At 38.2% G+C, this 23610-nt stretch carries 20 protein-coding genes; 19 read left to right on the top strand and 1 reads right to left on the bottom strand.

The features are described 5' to 3' along the window. The first annotated feature begins 84 nt into the window (after positions 1 to 84). The 12 genes from typA to holA all read left to right on the top strand — a co-directional run bounded on the left by typA (position 85) and on the right by holA (position 14603). A complete protein-coding gene (typA, locus tag FD16_RS04390; protein WP_010622391.1) occupies positions 85 to 1929 on the top strand; it encodes a translational GTPase TypA in 1845 nt (614 codons plus the stop codon). Between the two features lie 95 nt (positions 1930 to 2024). After that, the gene (locus FD16_RS04385) at positions 2025 to 2756 is read left to right on the top strand and encodes an MIP/aquaporin family protein (protein ID WP_010622390.1); all 732 of its coding nucleotides are present in this window, start codon (positions 2025 to 2027) and stop codon (positions 2754 to 2756) included. A gap of 170 nt (positions 2757 to 2926) precedes the next feature. After that, on the top strand, positions 2927 to 4102 hold the full coding sequence (locus FD16_RS04380; protein ID WP_029508391.1) for an FtsW/RodA/SpoVE family cell cycle protein: 1176 nt from the start codon (positions 2927 to 2929) through the stop codon (positions 4100 to 4102). 27 nt (positions 4103 to 4129) lie between these two features. Further along, positions 4130 to 7558: a pyruvate carboxylase gene (locus tag FD16_RS04375; protein WP_029508390.1), complete on the top strand. Its 3429-nt coding sequence runs from the start codon at positions 4130 to 4132 to the stop codon at positions 7556 to 7558. A 92-nt stretch (positions 7559 to 7650) separates the two neighbouring features. Beyond that, entirely contained in the window at positions 7651 to 7935 is a 285-nt protein-coding gene (locus FD16_RS04370; protein ID WP_010622387.1) for a YlbG family protein, read from the top strand. A 3-nt stretch (positions 7936 to 7938) separates the two neighbouring features. Beyond that, positions 7939 to 8502, top strand: a complete 564-nt coding sequence (rsmD, locus tag FD16_RS04365) for a 16S rRNA (guanine(966)-N(2))-methyltransferase RsmD (protein WP_010622386.1) — start codon at positions 7939 to 7941, stop codon at positions 8500 to 8502. A gap of 1 nt (position 8503) precedes the next feature. Further along, complete coding sequence (coaD, locus tag FD16_RS04360; RefSeq protein ID WP_010622385.1) at positions 8504 to 8986, top strand: pantetheine-phosphate adenylyltransferase; 483 nt, start codon at positions 8504 to 8506, stop codon at positions 8984 to 8986. Between the two features lie 31 nt (positions 8987 to 9017). After that, positions 9018 to 10037, top strand: coding sequence for a SepM family pheromone-processing serine protease (locus FD16_RS04355; RefSeq protein ID WP_029508389.1), 1020 nt, complete (start codon positions 9018 to 9020; stop codon positions 10035 to 10037). Between the two features lie 76 nt (positions 10038 to 10113). Continuing rightward, entirely contained in the window at positions 10114 to 10758 is a 645-nt protein-coding gene (locus tag FD16_RS04350) for a helix-hairpin-helix domain-containing protein (RefSeq protein WP_010622383.1), read from the top strand. Positions 10759 to 10811: 53 nt separating this feature from the next. After that, entirely contained in the window at positions 10812 to 11288 is a 477-nt protein-coding gene (locus tag FD16_RS04345) for a ComE operon protein 2 (RefSeq protein ID WP_010622382.1), read from the top strand. A gap of 37 nt (positions 11289 to 11325) precedes the next feature. After that, positions 11326 to 13590 (top strand): DNA internalization-related competence protein ComEC/Rec2, encoded by a 2265-nt coding sequence (locus tag FD16_RS04340; protein WP_010622381.1) that lies wholly within the window; start codon positions 11326 to 11328, stop codon positions 13588 to 13590. Then, a complete protein-coding gene (gene holA / locus FD16_RS04335) occupies positions 13560 to 14603 on the top strand; it encodes a DNA polymerase III subunit delta (protein ID WP_010622380.1) in 1044 nt (347 codons plus the stop codon). Before FD16_RS04340 ends, holA begins: the two co-directional genes overlap by 31 nt. Before the next feature lie 50 nt (positions 14604 to 14653). Here holA and rpsT read toward each other — a convergent pair whose 3' ends face one another. Beyond that, positions 14654 to 14908: a 30S ribosomal protein S20 gene (rpsT, locus tag FD16_RS04330; protein WP_010622379.1), complete on the bottom strand. Its 255-nt coding sequence runs from the start codon at positions 14906 to 14908 to the stop codon at positions 14654 to 14656. Positions 14909 to 15180: 272 nt separating this feature from the next. Between rpsT and rpsO the strand changes: the two genes are divergently transcribed. From rpsO to clpX, 7 genes are all read left to right on the top strand, one after another. Beyond that, on the top strand, positions 15181 to 15450 hold the full coding sequence (rpsO, locus tag FD16_RS04325; RefSeq protein WP_010622378.1) for a 30S ribosomal protein S15: 270 nt from the start codon (positions 15181 to 15183) through the stop codon (positions 15448 to 15450). Positions 15451 to 15616: 166 nt separating this feature from the next. Beyond that, the gene (gene dapA, locus FD16_RS04320; protein WP_010622377.1) at positions 15617 to 16489 is read left to right on the top strand and encodes a 4-hydroxy-tetrahydrodipicolinate synthase; all 873 of its coding nucleotides are present in this window, start codon (positions 15617 to 15619) and stop codon (positions 16487 to 16489) included. 28 nt (positions 16490 to 16517) lie between these two features. Next, positions 16518 to 18248, top strand: coding sequence for a ribonuclease J (locus FD16_RS04315; RefSeq protein WP_010622376.1), 1731 nt, complete (start codon positions 16518 to 16520; stop codon positions 18246 to 18248). 73 nt (positions 18249 to 18321) lie between these two features. After that, positions 18322 to 19242, top strand: coding sequence for a hypothetical protein (locus FD16_RS04310; RefSeq protein ID WP_010622375.1), 921 nt, complete (start codon positions 18322 to 18324; stop codon positions 19240 to 19242). A gap of 231 nt (positions 19243 to 19473) precedes the next feature. Continuing rightward, positions 19474 to 20664 (top strand): elongation factor Tu, encoded by a 1191-nt coding sequence (gene tuf, locus FD16_RS04305; protein WP_010622374.1) that lies wholly within the window; start codon positions 19474 to 19476, stop codon positions 20662 to 20664. 165 nt (positions 20665 to 20829) lie between these two features. Continuing rightward, on the top strand, positions 20830 to 22155 hold the full coding sequence (gene tig / locus FD16_RS04300) for a trigger factor (RefSeq protein ID WP_010622373.1): 1326 nt from the start codon (positions 20830 to 20832) through the stop codon (positions 22153 to 22155). A 147-nt stretch (positions 22156 to 22302) separates the two neighbouring features. Further along, positions 22303 to 23553, top strand: a complete 1251-nt coding sequence (gene clpX / locus FD16_RS04295) for an ATP-dependent Clp protease ATP-binding subunit ClpX (RefSeq protein WP_010622372.1) — start codon at positions 22303 to 22305, stop codon at positions 23551 to 23553. The last annotated feature ends 57 nt before the right edge of the window (positions 23554 to 23610 follow it).

The following is a 23610-nucleotide window of genomic DNA, read 5'->3' as shown; positions in this document are numbered from 1 at the left end:
GCTTGTCACAGTTTTTTTATGCAAACAGTCTGCTCCTGCCAAGTGTGTACTGAATTATGAACTAACTGAAGGGAAGAAAAAATCTTGAAATTACGTGACGATATTCGTAACATTGCTATTATTGCCCATGTTGACCATGGTAAGACGACATTAGTTAACGAAATGTTAAAGCAATCAGATACTTTAGATGAACATACTCAAATTGAGGACCGTGCTCTTGACTCAAATGCTATTGAACGTGAGCGTGGTATCACTATCTTGTCAAAAAACACCGCCGTTCGTTACGGTGACAAGCAGATTAACATCTTGGATACCCCAGGACATGCCGATTTCGGTGGTGAAGTTGAACGAATCATGCGCTTAGTTGATGGTGTTTTGTTAGTTGTTGATGCTTTTGAAGGCACAATGCCACAAACACGGTTTGTGTTGAAAAAAGCACTTGAACAACATTTAGTACCTATCGTTGTTATTAACAAAGTTGACCGTCCTGGTGCACGTCCTGAAGAAGTTGTTGATGAAGTTTTGGACTTGTTCATTGAATTAGGTGCAGATGAGGAACAATTGGACTTCCCAGTTGTATATGCATCTGCTATGAATGGTACTTCAAGTTACGATCCAGACATTGACACCCAGGAACACACTATGAAGCCAATTTTTGATACCATTGTTGAAAAAATTCCAGCTCCAGAGGATAACTCTGATGAACCTCTTCAATTCCAGGTTGCTATGTTGGATTACAACGACTTTGTGGGTCGTGTTGGTATTGGCCGTGTATTCCGTGGCAAGATCAAGGTTGGGGACAACGTTACTGTTCTTAAGCTTGATGGTTCAAAGCAAAAATTCCGTGTCACGAAATTATTTGGTTTTTTTGGCCTGAAGCGTCTTGAAATTGATGAAGCAAAGGCTGGAGATTTGTGTGCCATTTCAGGTATGGAAGACATCAACGTTGGTGAAACGGTTGCTGATCCTGCACATCCAGATGCATTACCATTATTGCGGATTGATGAACCAACTTTACAAATGACGTTCAGAACTAATGATTCACCATTTGCTGGTCGTGAAGGTAAGTTTGTTACCGCACGTCAGTTGGAAGATCGATTGAAGTCAGAATTGCATACGGATGTTTCATTACGTGTTGATGATACAGATGAACCTGGTGCATGGATGGTTTCTGGCCGTGGTGAACTACATTTGTCAATTTTAATTGAAACACTACGTCGTGAAGGATTTGAACTTTCCGTATCTCGTCCAGAAGTTATTTATCGTGATATTGATGGTGTGATGAGTGAACCATTTGAAGAGGTTCAAATTGATACACCTGATGAATATACTGGTGGTGTTATTGATACCCTGTCACAACGTAAGGGTGAAATGCAGAATATGGAATCAACTGATAATGGTCAAACACGTTTGACTTTCTTAGCACCATCTCGTGGATTAATTGGTTATTCAACTGAATTCATGTCAATGACTCGTGGCTACGGTATTATGAACCATACATTTGAAAAGTATGCTCCGGTAATCAAGAACTGGAACCCTGGCCGTCAAAAGGGAACCTTAGTTTCAATGAATGCTGGTAAAGCAACCACTTATGCCATGATGGGTGTTGAAAGCCGTGGTACGTTACTGATTGATCCAGGTACAGATGTCTATGAGGGAATGATCGTTGGTGAAAATAGTCGTGAAAATGACATTACTGTTAACATTACCAAGGGTAAGAACTTGACTAACGTTCGTGCTGCAGGTTCTGATGACATGGCTCGTATTAAAACACCAACACATCTTTCACTTGAAGAATCACTTGAATTCTTAAATGAGGACGAATACTGTGAAGTAACGCCAGAAAACGTGCGCTTACGTAAGCAAATATTAGATAGTAACATGCGTGAAAAAGAAGCTAAGAAGCGTAAGATTGCTTCACGCAAGTAATTTGAATAGTACTAGGAATTCTTCGGGAAGTTAACTTATGGTTGATTAGAATTCCAGATTGACAATTGAATAATACCTTACAGGGAGAGTAAGAGATGACTTACAGTTTATTCACACGAGTGATGGCCGAACTAATAGGAACGGCATTTCTTGTTGTGTTAGGTAATGGCGCCGTTGCAAACGTGGAATTAAAGGGAACAAAGGGATTTCACGGTGGCTGGATTTTGATTGGTTTGGGATATGGTTGCGGAGTTATGATTCCGGCGATGATGTTCGCAAATATTTCAGGTAATCATATTAATCCGGCATTAACGATTGCTTTGGCGGTTAATGGCCTATTTCCTTGGTCAGAAGTTGTACCTTACCTAGCCGCACAAATGGTTGGTGCGATTATTGGACAGTTAATAGTTGTGTGGAGCTACAGACCATATTACGATCTGTCTACGAATGCCGATTCAATTTTAGGAACTTTTTCAACAATTGATGCTGCGCATTCATATCGCGATGAATTCGTAAATGAATTTGTTGGCACGTTCATTTTGATATTTGGTGCTCTGGGGATGACCCATAATATGGCGTATCGTTCAAACATTGGGTTAGCCAACTTTACCATTGGACTATTAGTGATGACACTTGTTATATCAATGGGTGGAGCAACTGGTCCCGCATTAAATCCAGCTAGAGATCTTGGACCACGAATAGTGCATGCGTTGTATCCATTGAAAACAAAGGGTGATTCTCATTGGGATTATTCTTGGGTCCCAGTGGTTGCACCGATTTTGGGCGGAATAGTTGCGACTTATCTGTATAAATTACTTTTCTTATAAAAATTTAAGAGCTTGAGACGAATGCCTGTCTCAAGCTCTTTTTGTGTGCCATTACTTGTTTATTTTTTTTCAAAAGGGATAGACCACCGATTTTTGTATGATATAATTACTTCAATCTATTTAGATTCTTCATCAAATTATGAAAAGAGTGTGTTGGGTGATCAAGGATAATGTTAAGAAAAATAAGTAGGAAGTTTCGTTATTTAGACTATTACATATTTGTGCCCTATATTTTATTGTGTTTGATCGGAATCGTGATGGTGTATTCTTCAAGTGCAGATATTGCAATTCAAAATGGAGGATCACCTAGTGCATATTTGGTCAAACAAATAATTTATGTAGTTTTAGGACTTTGTGTAGTGTGGTTTATGACTGCGGTTAATCTTAAACTGTTTCAAAATGGTAAGGTCATGTTTGCAATGACCATGGTGACATTGCTTGCTCTAGTTTACGTTAAGGTGTTTGGTCAGGCAGTTAACGGGGCTCAGGGTTGGATTAACCTTGGTTTTATGAATATTCAACCGGCTGAAGTTTGCAAGATTGTGCTCATATTGTACCTTGCAAGGATGTTTTCACGTAAAGAAAATGAAGTTACTAGTAGTTTTGGAGATTACGTTGGAGCAATGGGTAGTCCAATAGTTTTGTCGTTGATTTTAGTTGGGCTAATCATCATTCAGCCTGACTTAGGTGGAGCGGCAATTAACAGTGCGATAATTGCAGTGATGATATTTGCGAGTGGGATCTCTTGGAAAAAGGGAGTAACCATAATTTTAGGATGTTTCTTCTCGTTTGCTGCAATCGGTTTGCCGGTTTTAACAAAGGTTGCTGAAAGCAGCTCATCACATGGATATCAGATTCAAAGATTTGTTGCGTTTGTTAATCCATTTGGTACTGCAAGGGGCGCTGGTAGTCAGCTGGTTAATTCATACTATGCTCTAAGTAACGGTGGAATTTTTGGCGTTGGATTAGGAAACAGTATTCAAAAAATGGGATACCTACCGGAACCCAATACTGATTTCATTATGGCGGTGATCGGGGAAGAGCTCGGTTTAGTAGGGGTAGTTGTAATACTTCTATTATTGGGGTTGATTGTCGCTAGAACAATTTGGATTGGCGTTCGTGTTAATGATGCCTATTCAGCACTTGTTTGTTACGGTGTTGCAGCGTTTATAACAATTGAAACATTATTTAATGTTGGTGGTGTTACAGGTTTGTTGCCAATTACAGGGGTAACTTTCCCATTTATTAGTTATGGTGGTTCTAGTATGTTGGTATTATGTATGGCGTTGGGCTGTGTGCTTAACATTAGTGCAATCCATACAAGATCAAGAGTGTTGGAAAAGTAATTAATTCAATTGGAGGCGCATGAGGGAATGCAAAGAGTGATGGTCGCAAACCGTGGTGAAATCGCCACGCGTATTTTTCGAGCAATTCATGAATTAAAGATGACAGCAGTTGCGATTTACGCAAAAGAGGACGAATATTCGGAACATCGTTTCAAGGCGGATGAGGCTTATTTGGTTGGTGAAGGTAAGAAGCCAATTGCTGCCTATCTAGATATAGAAGGTATCATTCAAATCGCCAAAGACCATAATGTTGATGCAATCCATCCAGGGTATGGATTTTTGTCAGAGAATGCCGAATTCGCTAAACGTTGTGGTGAAGAAGGAATCACGTTTATTGGACCCAAGGTCGAACATCTTGAGATGTTTGGTGATAAAATTGCTGCCAAGCGGGCTGCGGATGAGGCTGGAGTACCGACGATTCCGGGAACAAAAGAACCAGTTGAAACCGTTGAAGATGCCAAAAAGTATGCTGAACAAATTGGGTATCCGATTTTCGTTAAGGCCGCAATGGGTGGTGGTGGCCGTGGTATGAGAATTGTGCATCACGAGGAAGAACTTGTTGATGCTTATAACACGGCTCAAAGTGAAGCAAGTCAATCTTTTGGTGATAGCGAAATATATCTTGAAAAATATCTTGCAAGTCCTAAACATATTGAAGTTCAAATACTGGCTGACAAACATGGAAATGTGATGCACTTGTTTGAACGAGATTGTTCAGTTCAGCGACGTAACCAAAAAGTGATCGAAATTGCACCCGCAGTCGCACTACCTGTAGAATTACGTCAAAGAATATGTGATGCTGCAGTGAAATTTATGAAACACGTTCATTATTTGAATGCAGCTACTGTTGAATTCTTAGTTGAGGGTGACCATTTTTACTTCATCGAAGTTAATCCTCGTGTTCAAGTTGAACATACAATTACTGAAATGATTACCGGCTTTGATATTGTGCAGGCTCAAATTTTAATTGCACAAGGCTATGACTTACACAAAGAAATTGATCTACCACAACAAGATGAGCTTACTTACCATGGAGCGGCGATTCAAGCTCGAGTTACTACTGAAGATGCAACCAATAATTTTATGCCTGATACTGGTAAAATTTCTACTTACATTTCGCCAGGTGGGAATGGTGTCCGCCTTGATGGTGGGAATGCCTTCACTGGATCGGTGATTACACCATATTTTGATTCCCTGCTTGTTAAGGCGATCGTTTCAGCTGACACGTACAAAGAAGCTTGCGATAAAATGTTGCGTGTATTGAATGAATTTACGATTCGTGGTGTGCATACCAATATTGAATTTATGAAAAATGTTATTTCACATCCAGTCTTTGCATCTGGTAAAGCGACAACAACATTTATTGATGATACACCAGAATTATTTAATTTCACGCATGAAACAGATCAGCCCAACCAGTTGCTTCACTATATTGCGAATACGACGGTTAATGGGTTCCCTGGTGTGAGCCGAGAAAAGAAATATTATCCGGAATTTAAGTATGATGAAAAATTTAGCGATATTAATGATCAAATTGTGACTGCAAAGGACGTTTTAGATGACAAGGGTCCGGATGCAATGGTTGAGTGGATCAAGCAACAAAAAGCAGTATTGCTGACGGATACAACCATGCGTGACGCACATCAAAGCCTATTTGCGACCAGAATGCGCACTAAAGATATGGTTAATATTGCACCAGAGCTTCAGAAAGCTCTTCCACAACTGTTCTCATATGAAATGTGGGGTGGCGCAACATTTGATGTTGCCTATCGCTTCTTAGGAGAGAATCCATGGGATCGTTTAAAGAAGTTACGGAAGTTAATTCCAAGGACTTTGACTCAAATGCTTTTCCGTGGTTCAAACGCAGTTGGATATCAAAACTACCCTGATAACGCATTGAAGGCGTTTATTGATCAATCTGCTAAAGACGGTATGGACGTATTCAGAATTTTTGACAGTCTGAATTGGATTGAACAAATGGAAAAGAGCATTGAATATGTTCGCGATAACAATAAAGTTGCCGAAGCAACAATGTGTTATACGGGGGACATACTGGATACTGATAAATCTAAGTATAATTTAAAATATTACGTTGATTTAGCAAAGGAATTGCAGGCAGCTGGAGCTCATATTATTGCGATTAAAGATATGGCTGGTTTGCTAAAACCAGAAGCGGCTTATCGATTAATTGCAACATTAAAGGATACTGTGGATGTGCCAATTCATTTGCATACTCATGATACAACGGGTAATGGTATTTATACTTATTCTCAGGCAGCAAAAGCAGGGGTCGATATTGTTGATGTTGCTTCTAGCTCGTTATCTGGAACAACGTCACAACCAAGTATGGGCAGTCTCTTTTACGCTTTACAGGGAACTGAGCGTCAGCCAGATGTTTCAATTAGCAATGTTGAGGCTGTGGATCGTTATTGGAAATCTGTTCGGCCTTATTACCAACAGTTTTCAAACAAGATGGTAGGACCACAAACGGATATATACCAGACAGAAATGCCAGGTGGTCAGTACTCTAATTTACAGCAACAGGCTAACGCACTTCGGTTGGGCGATCGATTTGAAGAAGTTAAAAAGATGTATCGCAAAGTTAACATAATGTTTGGCGATATTATTAAGGTTACTCCGTCATCTAAAGTTGTTGGAGACATGGCGCTATTCATGGTGCAGCATGATTTAACACCAGAAGATGTGGAACAACATGGTGAAACACTTGATTTTCCGGATTCTGTTGTTGACTTTTTCAAAGGTGATTTAGGCCAACCAGTAGGCGGATTTCCAAAGAAACTGCAACAAATTGTTTTAAAGGGACAAAAGCCTTTAACTGTTCGACCTGGTAGCTTGGCAAAGCCAATTGATTTTGATGCGGTTACCAAGGAACTAACAGAAAAAGTGGGTCATAAGGTTACATTCGAAGAAGTGATCAGTTATGTACTTTATCCTAAAGTATTTATGGATTATATAGATCGTCAAGAACAATATGGTGCTGTGACGGTTCTCGATACACCAACATTTTTCCAGGGGATGCGTTTAGGCGAACGTGTTGATATTGAACTTGCACCTGGAAAAACGGAAATTGTTGCTTTGAACGAAATTGGCGCACCAAATGATGAGGGTGAGCGGACACTTTACTTCAACATTAATGGTCACGCACGTGAGGTTAAAGTTGCTGATGCCAGTGTTCATAATACTGTCGTTAAGAAGCGTAAGGCAGAACCTACTAAACCAGGTGAAATTGGTGCAACAATGAGTGGCTCCGTCCTTAAGGTGCTAGTTAATAAGGGTGACAAGATAAAAAAGGGAACCCCAATTATTGTGACAGAAGCAATGAAAATGGAAACTACAATTCAAGCACCTGTCGATGGTACTGTTAACAGTATTTTTGTTGAGGCGGGCGATGTAATTGATTCCAATGATCTACTGATTGAAATTGATACTTTGTAAGATTTGAAGGGGTTGTACCGCGTAAAGTGGTGCGGCCCCTTTCAAAATTTGGTACAATTGTCTAAGATCCTATATGTTAGTGAGATGATAGTATGGCCTTTGCGATTAAACAAAGACAATCCCTAATTGTTTATGTTAATAATTTAAGAACAATTCGTAATTTAAGGCATTATGGTCGAATTGAGTATGTATCAAAAAAAATGAGGTATGCGGTTATTTATATGGATCGTGAAAATATTGAAGATGTATACCAAAAATTAAAAGGTTTGAAATTTGTCAAAAAGGTGATATATTCACACTGGCCTGACATTGATCCCGATATGTCTGATTTGAAAGCTGCGGGAATTTACAAACATGAAACTGAAGAGGATGAATAAAACATGCGCGTAGTGGCAGGAGATTATCGTGGTCGTAAATTAAAAGCGGTTCCAGGAAGTGGAACAAGGCCGACAACCGATAAAGTTAAAGAGGCATTATTTAATATTATTGGGCCGTATTTTGATGGTGGCAATAGTTTGGATTTGTTTGCTGGTAGCGGCGGGTTAAGTATTGAGGCTGTTTCAAGGGGGATTGATTCAGCTTTCTTAATAGATCATCACTACCAGGCCATTAAAACAATTAAGGCAAATGTTTCCGTCACCAAAAATGAATCAAAATTTAATATTTATAAACAGGAAGCAGATAAAGCATTACTACTTCTGAGTCAGCGAAATATTAAGTTTGATTTAGTTTTTTTAGATCCGCCGTATGCACAACAGAAAATTTTTGATAATATGAACAAAATGGTTGAGTTAGACTTATTGAATGATAAGGCTGTTATTGTTGCAGAAACTAATCAAGACGCAGACTTAACGGATGAAATAAATTCATTCAAAATGATCCGTCAACAGGACTATGGCATCACAGTTTTAACAATCTATCAATTTTTGAAAGGAAATGACTAGAATGAAAGTAGCAGTTTTTCCTGGTAGTTTTGACCCATTAACACTTGGACATCTTGATTTAATTAAACGTGGAAGCTTATTGTTTGATCGACTCGCAGTTGCTGTGATGATCAATACGAGTAAGGAACCAATCTTTACCGTTGATGAGAGAGTGTCGCAAATTAAAGATGCAGTTAAAGATATGGGGAATGTCTCAGTTATTACAGCTGATGAATTAACCGTTAACCTGATGAATAAAATCGGCGCTGATTATCTTCTTCGCGGATTAAGAAACTTTAATGATTTTCAATACGAAAGAGATATTGCTGCAATGAATCAACATCTGGATGGAGAAATTGAAACAATTTTTATGATGGCAAATCCAAATTATCAGCATTTATCCAGTAGCCTTTTAAAGGAAGTAGCCCGATTTGGCGGAAACATTTCAGATTACTTACCTGGAAACATCAATGATCAATTGGCGGAAAAGTTAAGAGGAAATTAGGTTGAAAAAAAATAGTCGAAAAAAAGTAGGCATAATTTCTCTCATTGCAGTAATCGCTATACTTTTACTTTGGTTAATTTTCTGGCCACTGAACTCATACATTGAGAGTCCTGGTGAAGCAGATAGTTTAAAGTCATATGTTACGGTTAAAGATCACCCCGACAAGCAAAAGGGGAGTTACATGATAACTTCTATTTATCTTCAACGGGCGAGGCCAATTACGTATCTTTGGGCATTAGCTAATCCACATGCCACGATTGAAAGTGCTGATGAGGTTACAGGTGGTGAAAGCGATGCTACCTATAATAAGGTTCAGGATTTTTATATGCAAAGTGCTATCAATGAAGCAATTGCTACAGCATATAAGGCGGCGGGACAGCAATATACCAAGAAATACTTGGGGATTTATGTGCTACAGGTTCAAAGTGACTCTAAGTTTAAGGGGACTATTAAAGTTGGAGACACTGTGACGGAAGTTAACGGTCACCACTTTAATACTGCTAGCGGGTATCAAAAGTATCTTGCAAAACGTAAAGTAGGTACTCCTGTTAAGGTCACATATTTGCATAATGGTAAGAAACACGTCAGCACACACGACTTAGTTAAGCTAACAACTAAACGTGCTGGAATTGGCATTGTCCTGACTGATAATGTTAAAGTGACAACAAAAATTCCGGTTAAGGTAAATCCTGGTGAAATTGGTGGTCCTTCTGGTGGCTTGATGTTTAGCTTACAAATTTATCAACAACTGACTGGTCAAAACTTACGTCACGGTCGTAAAATTGCCGGTACAGGGACTATCAATCCGGATGGTAGTGTTGGTGAAATTGGTGGTATCGATAAGAAGGTAATTGCGGCTAAGAAGGCTGGTGCAACAGTTTTCTTTGCACCATATATTAAGCCAACAAAGACCATCTTGAAATATGAGGAACAGCACAAGACTAATTATCAGTTAGCAAAAGAAACGGCTAAAAAATATGCACCTAATATGAAGGTAGTCCCAGTCAAAACATTTAACGATGCTGTTAAATACCTTCAAACTCATAAATAATTATCTGCAAAAGCAGTGATTTCAAGTCGAAATCACTGTTTTTTTTCGTAGTTATAATTTGAGGAGGGAAAATTGAATGGAACGATTACTGGAATTATGGGAGGACCACAAAAAATACTGTGTTATCGGTATTGGTATTATTGTCTTTATAATTGGTGGGTATTATTTTCAAGGACTGCAGAGTAAAAAAACAGATACTTCTGCTAATTTTATGAAAAGCGGCGAATCAACGCACAGCAACAAATCTTCTGGAAGGAATAATAATTCTATCTACGTTGATGTTAAAGGATCTGTAAATCACCCAGGAGTATACAAATTGCGGCATGGCCTACGAGTGCAAGACGCACTTACGAGTGCAGGCGGTGCTACCAATAATGCGGACGTAAATCATGTGAATATGGCCAAGCAAGTTAGTGATCAACAAGTTGTTTACGTTCCAGCCCTGGGAGAAGTTAACACACCGATTGGCCAAAATACAGATACGAATATGAGTGAAACTACGAATGCAGAATCTTCTACATCTTCTGGCCCGGTGATTAACATTAATACCGCCACTAAAGAACAACTAACTCAAATTACAGGAATTGGGGATAAAAAAGCTGATTTGATTTTGCAATATCGACAGGAACATGGTGAGTTTAAGTCTGTTGATGACCTAAAAAATATTAATGGATTTGGTGATAAGTCAGTTTCAAAGATAAAGGATCAAATCGCTGTTTAGATTTAATTTGAGTTTGTTATACTAGAGTACAAAATGGTAGGAGGGTGTTAATTTTGACAGAAAAAAGAATTGATTGGGATCACTATTTTATGATTCAGGCTGCATTGCTAGCTTCAAGAAGTACTTGTAAGAGACTGTCGGTCGGAGCAACAATTGTCCGTGATAAGCGTATTATTGCGGGTGGATACAATGGCTCTGTTTCTGGAGACGATCATTGTATTGATTCAGATTGTTATCTCGTTGATGGACATTGTGTTAGAACAATTCATGCTGAAATGAATGCTATTTTACAATGTGCGAAATTTGGAGTGTCTACCGATGGTGCTAGTATCTATGTAACTGATTTCCCATGTTTGCAATGCACAAAAATGCTGTTACAAGCTGGAATAAAGCAGATAAATTACATGCGTAACTACCATAACGATGAATATGCAATGAAATTAATCAAACTCAAAAATATTAAATTAAAGCAAATTGATTTGAACCAAGACGTATTGAAGGAGACAAGACTAGATCAGTATCTAGTCTAATCTTATTTACCGATTTTACTTTTTCCCGGTTGTGGGAATGGCCCTGCTGTCCGGAATTATTTTAGGTCATCATTTTATTTTGATTCTTGGAATTGGATGGTTAGCGGTTAGACTGTTCGTTTTAGGTCAAAAACAGGTGATCATTGTTACATTAATAATAACAATTGCCTTTTCTAGTTTTTGTTGTTTACATCAGCAAAGGGTCAATAAGTTAAGAGTGAATCAACACGAAAAAGTTTCTGTTGTTGTTCGTGTATATCCTGATCAAATAAAGGTTAACGGGGATCAATATCAGCTAGTTGGTAAAAAAAAGGATACGAATGAAGTTATCCAAGTCTATGGTCGAATAAAGACACCCGCGGAACAGCACCGTATTAAAAACATTAATAAATGTGTAAATTGGCATATAAAGGGCACTATTGAGCCAGTAGCGATTCCAACTAATGAGAACCAGTTTGATATGCAGAAATATATGGAATTTCACCATATCTATAATCAATTGACGGTGCAACAAATTCAGGGATCATCTTTTGCACCTGTGACGATACTTCAAAATTTTCTTGATTCATGTCATGAGATAAGGTACGGATTGGCGAATTACTTTGCCTCTATGCCCCTAATGGTTAGAATCTATTGTAATAGTCTACTAATTGGTAATAACCTTAGTGAATTTTCAACGGTAATGTCTGGTATTAAACAACTTGGATTGATTCATTTGTTTAGTATTTCTGGAATGCATGTGTTTTTATTCGTATCGCTTGTTCGAAAAGTGCTGATATATGCATGGCTTAAGCGGGAACACATCGACTGGATACTTATATTTATATTACCAGCATATTTGATTATAGGCGGTGGTTCGTCTGGACTGGTAAGAGCAGTATTGATGGCGGAAATTTCACTTCTGTGTCGTAAATCTGCCATGCAATTATCGAGAGCCGATGTTTGGAGTCTTAGTTTAGCAGCCGGTCTACTGTACCAACCTCTAGTTTTGTTAACCTTAGGTGGTCAATTAAGCTATTTACTGTCTTTTATATTGCACTTTTTGCCCTCGAACCGGCCATTATTGTCGGCAGTTTTGATGAATTTAGTTGGATTACCATCAATTTTATATTATATATATGAATGGCATTGCCTAAGCTTGTTAGCCAGTTACTTAATGATTCCATTTTTTTCTGCAGTCATTTTTCCATTAATAATACTTAGTTTCATGACCTTTTGGTTTTTACCAATTATCGCCGAGTACAGCAATCAATTTCTGGTACTGTTTCAAACCTTGATTGATAGAATCGGTTCACTGCCGGGGATGGTGCATTTTGGTAAACCCAGTATTATCATGAGTTTCATATTGTTTTTTGTGACAATTATGCTGATAATCTATCCGATCGATAAACGTGTTTGGTTTGGGTTAACCATGATTTATGGTATTTTTTTTATTTTCATTCATTATCCGTTAACCGGGGAAGTTACTTTCTTTGATATTGGTCAAGGGGACTGTTTTCTAATTAGAGAACCTTTTAATTCTAGTGTAACTTTAATTGATACAGGTGGGCAACTAAGCTTTATGAAGCCTAGATGGGCACAAGGCACAGCACCTACAAGTCGTGCTGTGCGAACTAGTATTAATTATTTAAAAAGTCGGGGTATTAACCGTATCAACAATATTTGTCTCAGCCATAAAGACGCAGATCATGTTGGGTACACCAGCGATGTGTTAGCTAATATGAAGGTTGATCAGATTTTATTTCCCGATGGAATGGAAAAACAGACTAATTTTACGAATAAAGTTTTACCAGTAGCCTCTCGACAAAAGACAAAGTTAATCCCAGTGAGAGCAGGCCAAAAGATTGATAACTTACCTTTAGAAATTATTCATCCATACCATACCGGTGAAGGCGGTAATGAAGACTCAATGGTTCTGGCAGGATCAGTTGCGCACTTACGGTTTATGTTCATGGGGGACTTAGATCGTCAAGGCGAAAGAAAGATATTGCAAAAGATGCCTGGATTAACGACAGATGTTTTAAAACTTGGCCATCATGGCAGTAAGACCGCTTCAGATCCAAAATTCATAAAAAAAGTCTGTCCATCTTTGGCAATTATTTCAGCTGGTCGAATGAATCGGTATGGGCATCCAAACCAAGAAACGATGAAGACACTTAAGAAATATGAAATACCATCTATCTCAACGCAACAATATGGTATGATTACTTATCGATACGATGTTTTTGGCCACACAGGTTGGCAAACTACACTGAAGGGAAATGAATTGAAATGGATGTTGCCACCTTACAGCAACAGCTAAGTAAAAATAAAATATCCAATGTTTATGTTATTCTGGGGCAACAATCGATATTGCAGCAAAGGGCGTTAGATTCATTTAATGGATTGATTCCAGATGATCAACGTGTAATGAATGTGGGTAGCTATGATATGGAAGTGACACCTGTAGCTGCCGCGTTAGATGATGCTATGTCAGCACCATTTTTTGGTGAGAGAAGGCTAGTAATAATTAATAAACCTTTCTTTTTGACCGGTGAGACAGGCAATAAAAAAATTGAACACGATGTGGATGGATTATCTGACTATCTTGACCATCCAGAGGAAAGTACCGTATTGGTATTCAGCGCTCCTTACGAAAAACTAGATAATCGTAAGAAAGTTGTCAAGAAATTAAAAAAAGTTGGCGTCGAAGTTAGTGCTGCACCATTAAATGAACGAGACGCCAGGGCAGCCATCACTCGACAATCACAAGGTGATGGATACCAAATTGATTCTAGTGCACTTGATGAACTAGTAGCTCGGACCAATTCTGATTACTCATTAATGGCTGAATCGTTGCAAAAATTAGAACTATATGGATATCAGACCAAGCTAATTAGCAAAGAAGCCGTTATGGGACTGGTTAATCAGTCGTTAGATCAAAATGTTTTTGATCTTGTGAATGCTGTTTTAAAAGGAAAATATCAGTTATCATTATCTAGATATCGTGATTTGATAGAGAGTGAAGAGCAGCCGCTTAGAATTAATTCTGTTCTTGTAAGCCAGTTTAGGTTGTTGATACAGGTTAAGATATTAAGTTCGCGTGGACTGAGTCAAGGTACATTGGCTTCAACTTTAAAAGTTCATCCCTACCGGGTCAAATTGGCGTTAAAAACTGTGCGAGAATTTAAGCTTTCAAACTTGGAACAAGCTTATTTGGGCTTAATTAACATCGAAAAAGGTCTTAAGACAAGTCAAAGAGACCCGCAACTGTTATTTGAATTATTTATGTTGCAATATGTACAATCAATAAATCAAGTGAAAAAAGTGCGTTAAAAAAAGGATCGTGAATTATCACGATCCTTTTTTTACATATTAAAATACGTTTATTTAGCGTAACGTGCGGCTAAACGTGACTTGTCACGAGCAGCCTTGTTAGCTTTGATCAAGCCCTTTGAATGTGCGCGATCAATAGCAGATAAAGCGTTGTTAAATAATTCTTCAAGGTTGTCTGCACCGGCAGTCTTTCCTTTTTCAAAATTCTTAACAGCTGTACGCATTGTGCTTAGTTGTGAAGCGTTACGTGCTTGTGCTTTTTCGTTAACGCGAACACGTTCGATAGCTGATTTGATGATTGGCATGATTTCACCTCCGCGAATTAATGATCATATCTGACCTGAAATTTTCAACATCAGCCATTATACAATATGAATTGGCTATAATGCAACTTTATCAGGAATAACTTCCAAAAAAAATTGTGTTATCCGTATTACCTTGCTTTTTGATTGAATGTCTAGTATATTATTATGGATTGATCAGTATGCTGATTGATTGACCTCTTCTCAGTTTGACGATCCTCACCGACGTCTTACTTAGAACTAGGTGCAAAAATTTGAAAGGTGGGAAATTACTTATGGCAATTTCAAAAGAACGCAAGAACGAAATTATTAAGGAATACGCTCGTCATGATGGCGATACAGGTTCAACAGAAGTTCAAGTTGCTGTTTTAACAGCTGACATTAACGAACTTAACGAACATTTGCGTGTTCACAAGAAGGATTTTCATTCACAACGTGGACTGATGAAGAAGATTGGTCATCGTCGTAACTTATTAGCTTACTTACGTAAGAATGATGTTCAAAGTTACCGTGAATTGATCCAAAAGTTAGGATTACGTCGTTAATCTTAATTTTAGAGTCGCAACAATTGTTGCGATTCTATTTTTTTACATAAGTGATATTGATACAAAGGCGGTTATCTTAATTCACAATGTAAAGCATTTGTAGTAAGATAATGACAATGTCTAATCGGTTTAAATATTAATTGAATGAATTAAAGGGGTAAGATGAATGACATTCGAAAATGCAGATTTAATGACGGCAATTGTAACACCATTTAATGATGAGGAGCAGGTCGATTTTGGACGTCTTGAAAAATTAATTGATCATCTTATTGATACTGGATCAAAAGGATTTGTCGTTGGTGGCACAACTGGTGAAACACCCACGTTGACGCACGATGAAAAAATTGAGCTGTATACGCGCAGTGCTGAAATTATTAACAGCCGGGTGCCAATGATTGTTGGTACGGGTTCCAACAACACAAAAGAAACAATTGATTTTACAAAAGAAGTCAGTGCTATTGATGGAATCGATGCTGCATTGGTGGTTGTACCATACTATAACAAGCCAAATCAAAAGGGTATGCTAGCGCACTTTAAGGCCGTAGCAGATGCAAGTCCATTGCCGATTATCATGTACAATATTCCAGGTCGTACAGGTGTTACTATGTCCGTAGATACTGTAATAGAATTAAGCCATCACGACAATATATTTGCCGTTAAGCAATGTACAAACGTTGATGATTTGGCTGCACTAGTTGAAAATTGTGCTAATGGATTTTTGGTTTATTCCGGAGAAGATAACTTAGCCTTGGCCACTAAAGAAATTGGTGGAGCCGGAGTAATCTCAGTTGCCAGTCATATTTTTGGCTCTGAAATTAGCGAAATGTATGCTGATGTTGATAAGGGAGACTGGAAGGGTGCTGCTGCGATCCAACGTGTACTGACACCCAAAATGAATGCTTTGTTTATGTACCCTTCTCCATCACCAGTTAAGGCAGCCTTAAACCATGTTGGTTATGAAGTCGGTGGTTGTCGTTTACCAATCTTACCCCTCGATACAGATGAACAAGCAAAATTATTTAAGATTTTAGACATTTAAAAATATAGAAAGATTCAAGGGTGACATAATGAGTAATATTAATATTATTCCGTTTGGTGGAGTTAGAGAAAACGGGAAAAATATGTATGCCGTCGAAGTCGATAATCAAATTTTCATTTTAGATTGTGGATTGAAGTATCCTGAAAATGAACTTCTGGGAATCGATGTTGTGATTCCAGACTGGGACTATTTACGAGAAAATGCCGACAGAATTGTTGGAGTATTTCTAACGCACGGCCATGCTGATGCAATTGGGGCACTGCCTTATTTTGTTGACGAGTTTAAGGTGCCGGTGTTCGGGTCTGAAATGACGATTGCGTTGGCAAAATTGTCTGTAAATGCCAATAGCGAGAGCAAAAAGTATGATGATTTTCACATTGTTGACGCTGATACTGAAATTGACTTTGACGATGTGACAGTATCATTCTTTAAGACGACGCATTCCATTCCGGAGTCAATGGGTGTGGTACTGGCAACTAAATCTGGAAATATCGTATACACAGGTGATTTCAAGTTCGATCAAACGGCCGCAAAAGGATATCAGACCGACTTAGCTAGGTTGGCAGAAATTGGATCTCAGGGTGTGTTGGCACTGCTTAGTGATTCTGCAGGCGCTGAGAATGCCGGTCAAAGTGAAAAAGAAAAGAACATTGCTGCATATATATTAGAAACCTTTAAATACACTGACCAACGAATCATTGTTGCCAGTGTTGCATCTAACATTATGCGTGTTCAACAGATTTTTAATGCTGCAGCTGCAGTGGAACGAAAAGTGGTTTTATCCGGGCACGATTTAGAAAAAATCGTTAAAACGGCCTTGGCACTTGGTAAACTTACACTGCCTGATGAAGACTTGTTGATTAGTATGTCAGATGCTAAAAAAATGGATCCGAGTCAAGTTGTGATTTTAGAAACCGGTAAAATGGGTGAGCCAATTAAATCGCTACAACGAATGGCAAATGGTGAAGATAAAAACATTAAGCTTAATGAGTCTGATTTAGTATTCATTACGACAACACCATCGCACGCCATGGAAACTGAAGTGCAGAAGACTCGTGACATGATTTATCGCTCGGGGGCCGAAGTTAAGGCAATTTCTGATGATCTTCAATCATCAGGGCACGCAAGTCAAAATGATTTACAGTTAATGTTGAATTTCATGAAACCAGAATACTTTATTCCTGTTCAAGGAGAATATCGTCTTTTAAATAGGCATGCACAATTGGCTCAAGAAGTTGGTGTTCCAAAGGATCATACTTTTATTACAGCCAAAGGTGATATCGTTGCTTTTGATGGCGAACAAATGAGAATTGGTGATAAAGTTGATGTTGGTGATACAATGATTGACGGTATCGGTGTTGGGGATATCGGTAATATTGTACTAAGAGACCGCAGGGTACTCGCCGAAGATGGTATTTTTGTTGTTGTTGTGACAATTGATAGACGCAAAAAAAAGATTGTTGCACATCCTAAGATAACTTCTAGAGGATTTGTGTTTGTTAAGACAAATCGTGAATTAATGAATCAGAGCGCTAAGCTGGTTGAAGAAACAGTTCAGGATAATTTAGATAATAAGGAATTTGACTGGGGACATTTAAAACAAGACGTTAGAGATAAACTTAATAGATTCTTGTTTGAACAAACTAAACGACACCCAGTTATTTTACCTGTTATCATGGAAGTTAATCAGCATGCTCGAAAGAGTAACAAGAAGAAAAAAGTTTCTAAAGATAGCAAAGAAAAAGATAGCAATGAATAAGCAAACAAAGAGTGTAATGATGGATAATTAAAATACGTCATTGCACTCTTCGTTACATCTAAGAGGTGATAAAATGTCTGAACAACTTACACAAGAGCAAGTTAAAAAATTGAGTGAAGCAAAAGTATTGATCGAAAAGCAAAAATGGAATAATGCATCGTCTTTACTAGAATCTTTGTATGAAGAATGTATGCAAGATGACATAAATTTTTTATTGGTTGAATCTTTGTACATGGATCATCAATATAAGTCAGCTTACGACTACGCTATTGATAACATGACGCAGTATTTAAACTCACTAAAGCTTTATAAATTAATGGTTAACGTGTGTCTTGAAAGTCGGCACGTTATCAAAGCTCACCAATTTTCTTTAATGACTGATCAGATAGAATGGCGAAAATCTGCTAACACCGTTATAGAAAAGTATGAAAATGATATTTCTGAAAACCTATCTAAAACAAACCAAGAAATTTTTCGTCAATTTTATCATTTGGGCGATGAAGTTTTTATTGAACAAAAAAGAAGAGTTGAAATGGCCGAGCAATTACCATTGCCACAATATTTAACCGGTGTAAAATTTTTATTGAGGGATCCTTTCACACATCCATTAATTAGATCAAGCCTGTTGCAGTCACTATTAGAGTTGAATGAAACGGGTCCAATTAAATTTTATTGGATAGACAATAAGGAGCATACAGTGAATTTATCAGTTTTAGATCGACTAGAGGATCAAAACTTTTATAAAAAAGTAATGAATTATCTTGATGAAAAAGTTGGCAATTCTGATCCACTTGCTTTTTCAATGATTAGTTCGGAATTTAAACTGGGAATGATGATCAGTTACCCGTTAAGCCAATCTATTATGCCAAATTATCATGATTGGATTGACGTGATGATTCAAAAGTATCATGGAGATGTGATTGATAGTAAGTATCACTCAGTTGAAGAATGGCAGAAAAAGATTAACGAAATTATTGAGAATTTAGTGTCATAATTGATAATAAATAGAGTAAAAACCATAATCTAGATTAAAATATATATTCTTGATAAATAATTGTTTACAAATAAGGGGTCAGTATATATAATAGTTTAGGATTCTTCTTGAAGCGCCTTTTGGTAGGCTTTGATTTATCAAGAGGAAGTAGTATAATAATTTCAAAGGTGTGTCAGTCATCTGCCTGAGGGCTGACATTATTCTTGCAAAATAACAGGAGGGTTTCATTCAATGGCAGAAAAAGAACATTATGAACGTACAAAGCCCCATGTAAACATTGGTACTATTGGCCACGTTGACCATGGGAAGACTACTTTAACTGCTGCTATCACAAAGGTATTAGCAGCTAAAGGTTTGGCAAAGGCTGAAGATTATGCTGATATCGATGCTGCGCCCGAAGAAAAGGAACGTGGTATCACCATCAACACTGCCCACGTTGAATATGAAACGGAAAAGCGTCACTATGCACATATTGATGCCCCAGGACATGCTGACTACGTTAAGAACATGATCACTGGTGCCGCACAAATGGATGGTGCTATCTTGGTTGTTGCCGCAACTGATGGTCCTATGCCACAAACTCGTGAACACATTTTGCTTGCTCGCCAAGTTGGTGTTGACTATATCGTTGTCTTCTTAAACAAGACTGATTTAGTTGATGATGACGAATTGGTTGATCTTGTTGAAATGGAAGTTCGTGAATTGCTTTCTGAATACGATTTTCCTGGTGATGATATTCCAGTTATTCGTGGTTCAGCTCTTAAAGCTTTGGAAGGCGATCCAGAACAAGAAAAGGTTATCTTACACTTAATGGATGTTGTTGATGAATATATCCCAACACCACAACGTGATACAGACAAGCCTTTCTTGATGCCTGTTGAAGACGTATTTACGATCACTGGTCGTGGTACTGTTGCATCAGGTCGTATCGATCGTGGCCAAATTAAAGTTGGTGACGAAGTTGAAATCGTTGGTCTTAAGGATGAAGTTTTGAAGACTACTATTACTGGTCTTGAAATGTTCCGTAAGACTCTTGATCTTGGTGAAGCTGGTGACAACGTTGGTGCCTTACTACGTGGTATCAGTCGTGACCAAGTTGAACGTGGCCAAGTTTTGGCTGCCCCAGGTTCAATTCACACTCACAAGAAGTTCAAGGGTGAAGTTTATATCCTTACAAAAGAGGAAGGTGGACGTCATACCCCATTCTTCTCAAACTATCGCCCACAATTCTACTTCCATACCACTGACGTTACTGGTGTTATTGAATTACCAGAAGGCGTTGAAATGGTTATGCCAGGTGACAACGTTACATTTACAGTTGAACTGATCAACCCTGTTGCCATTGAAAAGGGTCTTAAGTTTACTGTTCGTGAAGGTGGTCACACGGTTGGTGCCGGTGTGGTTTCAGAAATCGACGACTAATTTCTAATTAGTTTTAATTAAAAGCTTGATGGACGCTGTCTGTCAGGCTTTTTTATTATCTAAATTACTTTATTCAAAATGTTTACAATTAGGCTTGCTTACGTTAAACTGGTTAAGTATGCATAAGGCACTATTTTAAAATGTAATTGTTATGGAGGAAATGAAATGTCAGCAAAATGGGAACGCGATGGCGATACCAACAAAGGAACCTTGACATTTGATATTGATGTCGACACTATTAAAAAAGGAATTGATCAGGCTTTTGACAAAGCCAAAAAGACACTGACTGTTCCGGGCTTCCGTAAGGGCCATATTCCACGGCAAATCTTCAACCGTATGTATGGTGAAGAAGCTTTGTACCAAGATGCTCTAAATATTGTTTTACCCGAAGCTTATGAGGCAGCAATTAAAGAAGCAGGGATTGAACCAGTTGATCAACCTCAATTAGATGTTGACAGTATGGAAAAAGAACAACCATGGGTATTAAAAGCCGTAGTTACTGTTAAGCCAGACGTTAAGTTAGGCGAATATAGGGGCTTAACTGTTCCAAAGCAAAGTACTCGTGTTCTTGTTAAAGATATCGATGCTGAACTTGAAAACAAGCGTCAACAACAAGCAGAACTTGTCTTGAAAGAGGATAAAGCTGCTGAAAATGGCGACACAGTGGTTATTGATTATGTGGGTACTGTTGACGGTGAAAAGTTTGATGGCGGTAGCGCAGATAACCATTCACTTGAATTGGGATCAAACTCATTTATTCCTGGTTTTGAAGAACAATTGGTTGGACACAAGGCCGGTGAGGATGTTGACGTTAAGGTCACTTTCCCAGAAGATTATCAAGCTAAGGAACTTGCTGGTAAAGAAGCTGTCTTTGCAGTTAAGCTTCATGAAGTAAAAGCAAAAGAATTGCCAGCCCTAGATGATGAATTTGCCAAGGATGTTGACGAAGATGTTGACTCACTTGAAGAATTAAAGGCTAAGACAAAAGAACAATTAAAAGAACGTAAAGAGCACGATGCAAAGGAAGCCATCGAAGAAGCTGCGATTTCAGAGGCTGTCGATAATGCAGAAATCAAGGAAATTCCTCAAGCAATGTTGGATGATGATACTAATCGTCAAATGCAACAGTACTTGGCTAACATGCAACAACAAGGAATTAGTCCTGAGATGTATTTCCAAATCACAGGTACAAAGCAAGAAGATCTTCAGAAGCAATTTGCTGCTGATGCAGAAAACCGTGTGAAGACTAACCTTGTTCTTGAAGCTATTGTTGAAGCAGAAGATATCAAGCCAGCTAAGGAAGATATCGATGCTGAAATTAAAGATTTAGCTTCACAGTATAGCATGAAAGAAGAGGAAGTCTCTAAGGCATTGTCACCTGACATGTTGTCACATGATATTGCAATTCGTAAGGCTGTTGACCTTGTCCGTGATTCTGCAAAGCAAGAGAAAACTGCTAAGAAGAGCAAAGCAAAGGATGACGCCGAATAATATCGAGTTTGACTGAGTTTTTGAAATGTTCAATCCTGGTGATTGAACATTTTTTTAAACCGTTAAAGTAAAATGAAAGTTAATTATTCGTAATTATTAAGACATTCTGTTATGATGGCGACATAACTATTTAGGAGGTCACAGTAGATGTTTGAAGATACCAATGGTATGGATTCGGTTAATTGCTCCTTTTGTGGCAAGTCTCAGGATCAGGTAAAAAAAATAGTGGCTGGCCCTGGGGTATACATTTGTAATGAATGTATTGATCTTTGTAAAGAGATCATTGATGAAGAAATCGCAGAAGATGCGGCTCAGTCATTACTTGACGTGCCAACACCTGCAGAAATTGTTACTAAATTAGATGATTATGTTATCGGCCAAGAGGATGCCAAGAAAACCTTGTCAGTCGCTGTATATAACCACTACAAGCGCGTTAATGCTATGACAAACAGTAGCGATGATGATACTGAACTTCAGAAGAGTAACATTAGCTTAATTGGACCTACCGGTTCAGGAAAAACCTATTTAGCGCAATCGTTGGCTAAAATTTTAAATGTTCCGTTTGCTATCGCTGACGCAACAACATTGACTGAAGCAGGTTATGTTGGTGAGGATGTTGAAAATATCATCCTTAAACTATTGCAGTCGGCTGATTATGATGTAGAGCGTGCCGAGAAGGGTATAATCTACATTGACGAAATTGATAAAATTGCCAAAAAGAGCGAAAACGTTTCAATTACTAGGGATGTTTCAGGTGAGGGTGTCCAACAAGCGTTACTTAAAATTCTAGAAGGTACAATTGCAAACGTTCCACCTCAGGGTGGTCGCAAGCATCCTCAACAAGAATTTATTCAAATTAATACGAAGAATATTCTATTCATTGTTGGTGGAGCTTTTGATGGAATTGAGACGATTGTAAAGGATCGTCTTGGTGACAAGACCATCGGATTTGGTACAAATTCACGTGAGATTGATCAAGTAACTGAGAAGAACGTCCTTCAGCATGTGGTGCCAGAGGATCTGCTCTCATTCGGCTTAATCCCTGAATTTATTGGTCGTCTACCTATTCTTACAGCATTACAAAAGTTAGATGAACACGATTTAGTTCGTATATTAACCGAGCCAAAAAATGCTTTGGTTAAGCAGTATCAAAAGCTGATCAGTTTGGATGATTCAGAACTTGAATTTACCCATGGTGCATTGATTGCAATGGCACAATTGGCTATTAAGAGAAATACAGGTGCTCGTGGATTGCGTTCTATTATAGAAGACGTGATGCGTGATGTTATGTATGATTTGCCAAATCGTAAAGATGTTGCAAAAGTTGTTATCAATAAGAACAACGTTACTAAGCATACTGAGCCCGAATATGTTTTGAAGGATCAAAAAGCTTCGTAATAAACGAATTAAAGAGGCCTGTTGCTGTGCAAATGGGCCTCTTTTATTAATAAGCTT

Source organism: Paucilactobacillus suebicus DSM 5007 = KCTC 3549 (assembly GCF_001434475.1).
Taxonomy (GTDB): domain Bacteria; phylum Bacillota; class Bacilli; order Lactobacillales; family Lactobacillaceae; genus Paucilactobacillus; species Paucilactobacillus suebicus.
Note: the sequence above shows the minus strand (reverse complement) of the source record. Positions and strands in the feature narration are given on the sequence as shown.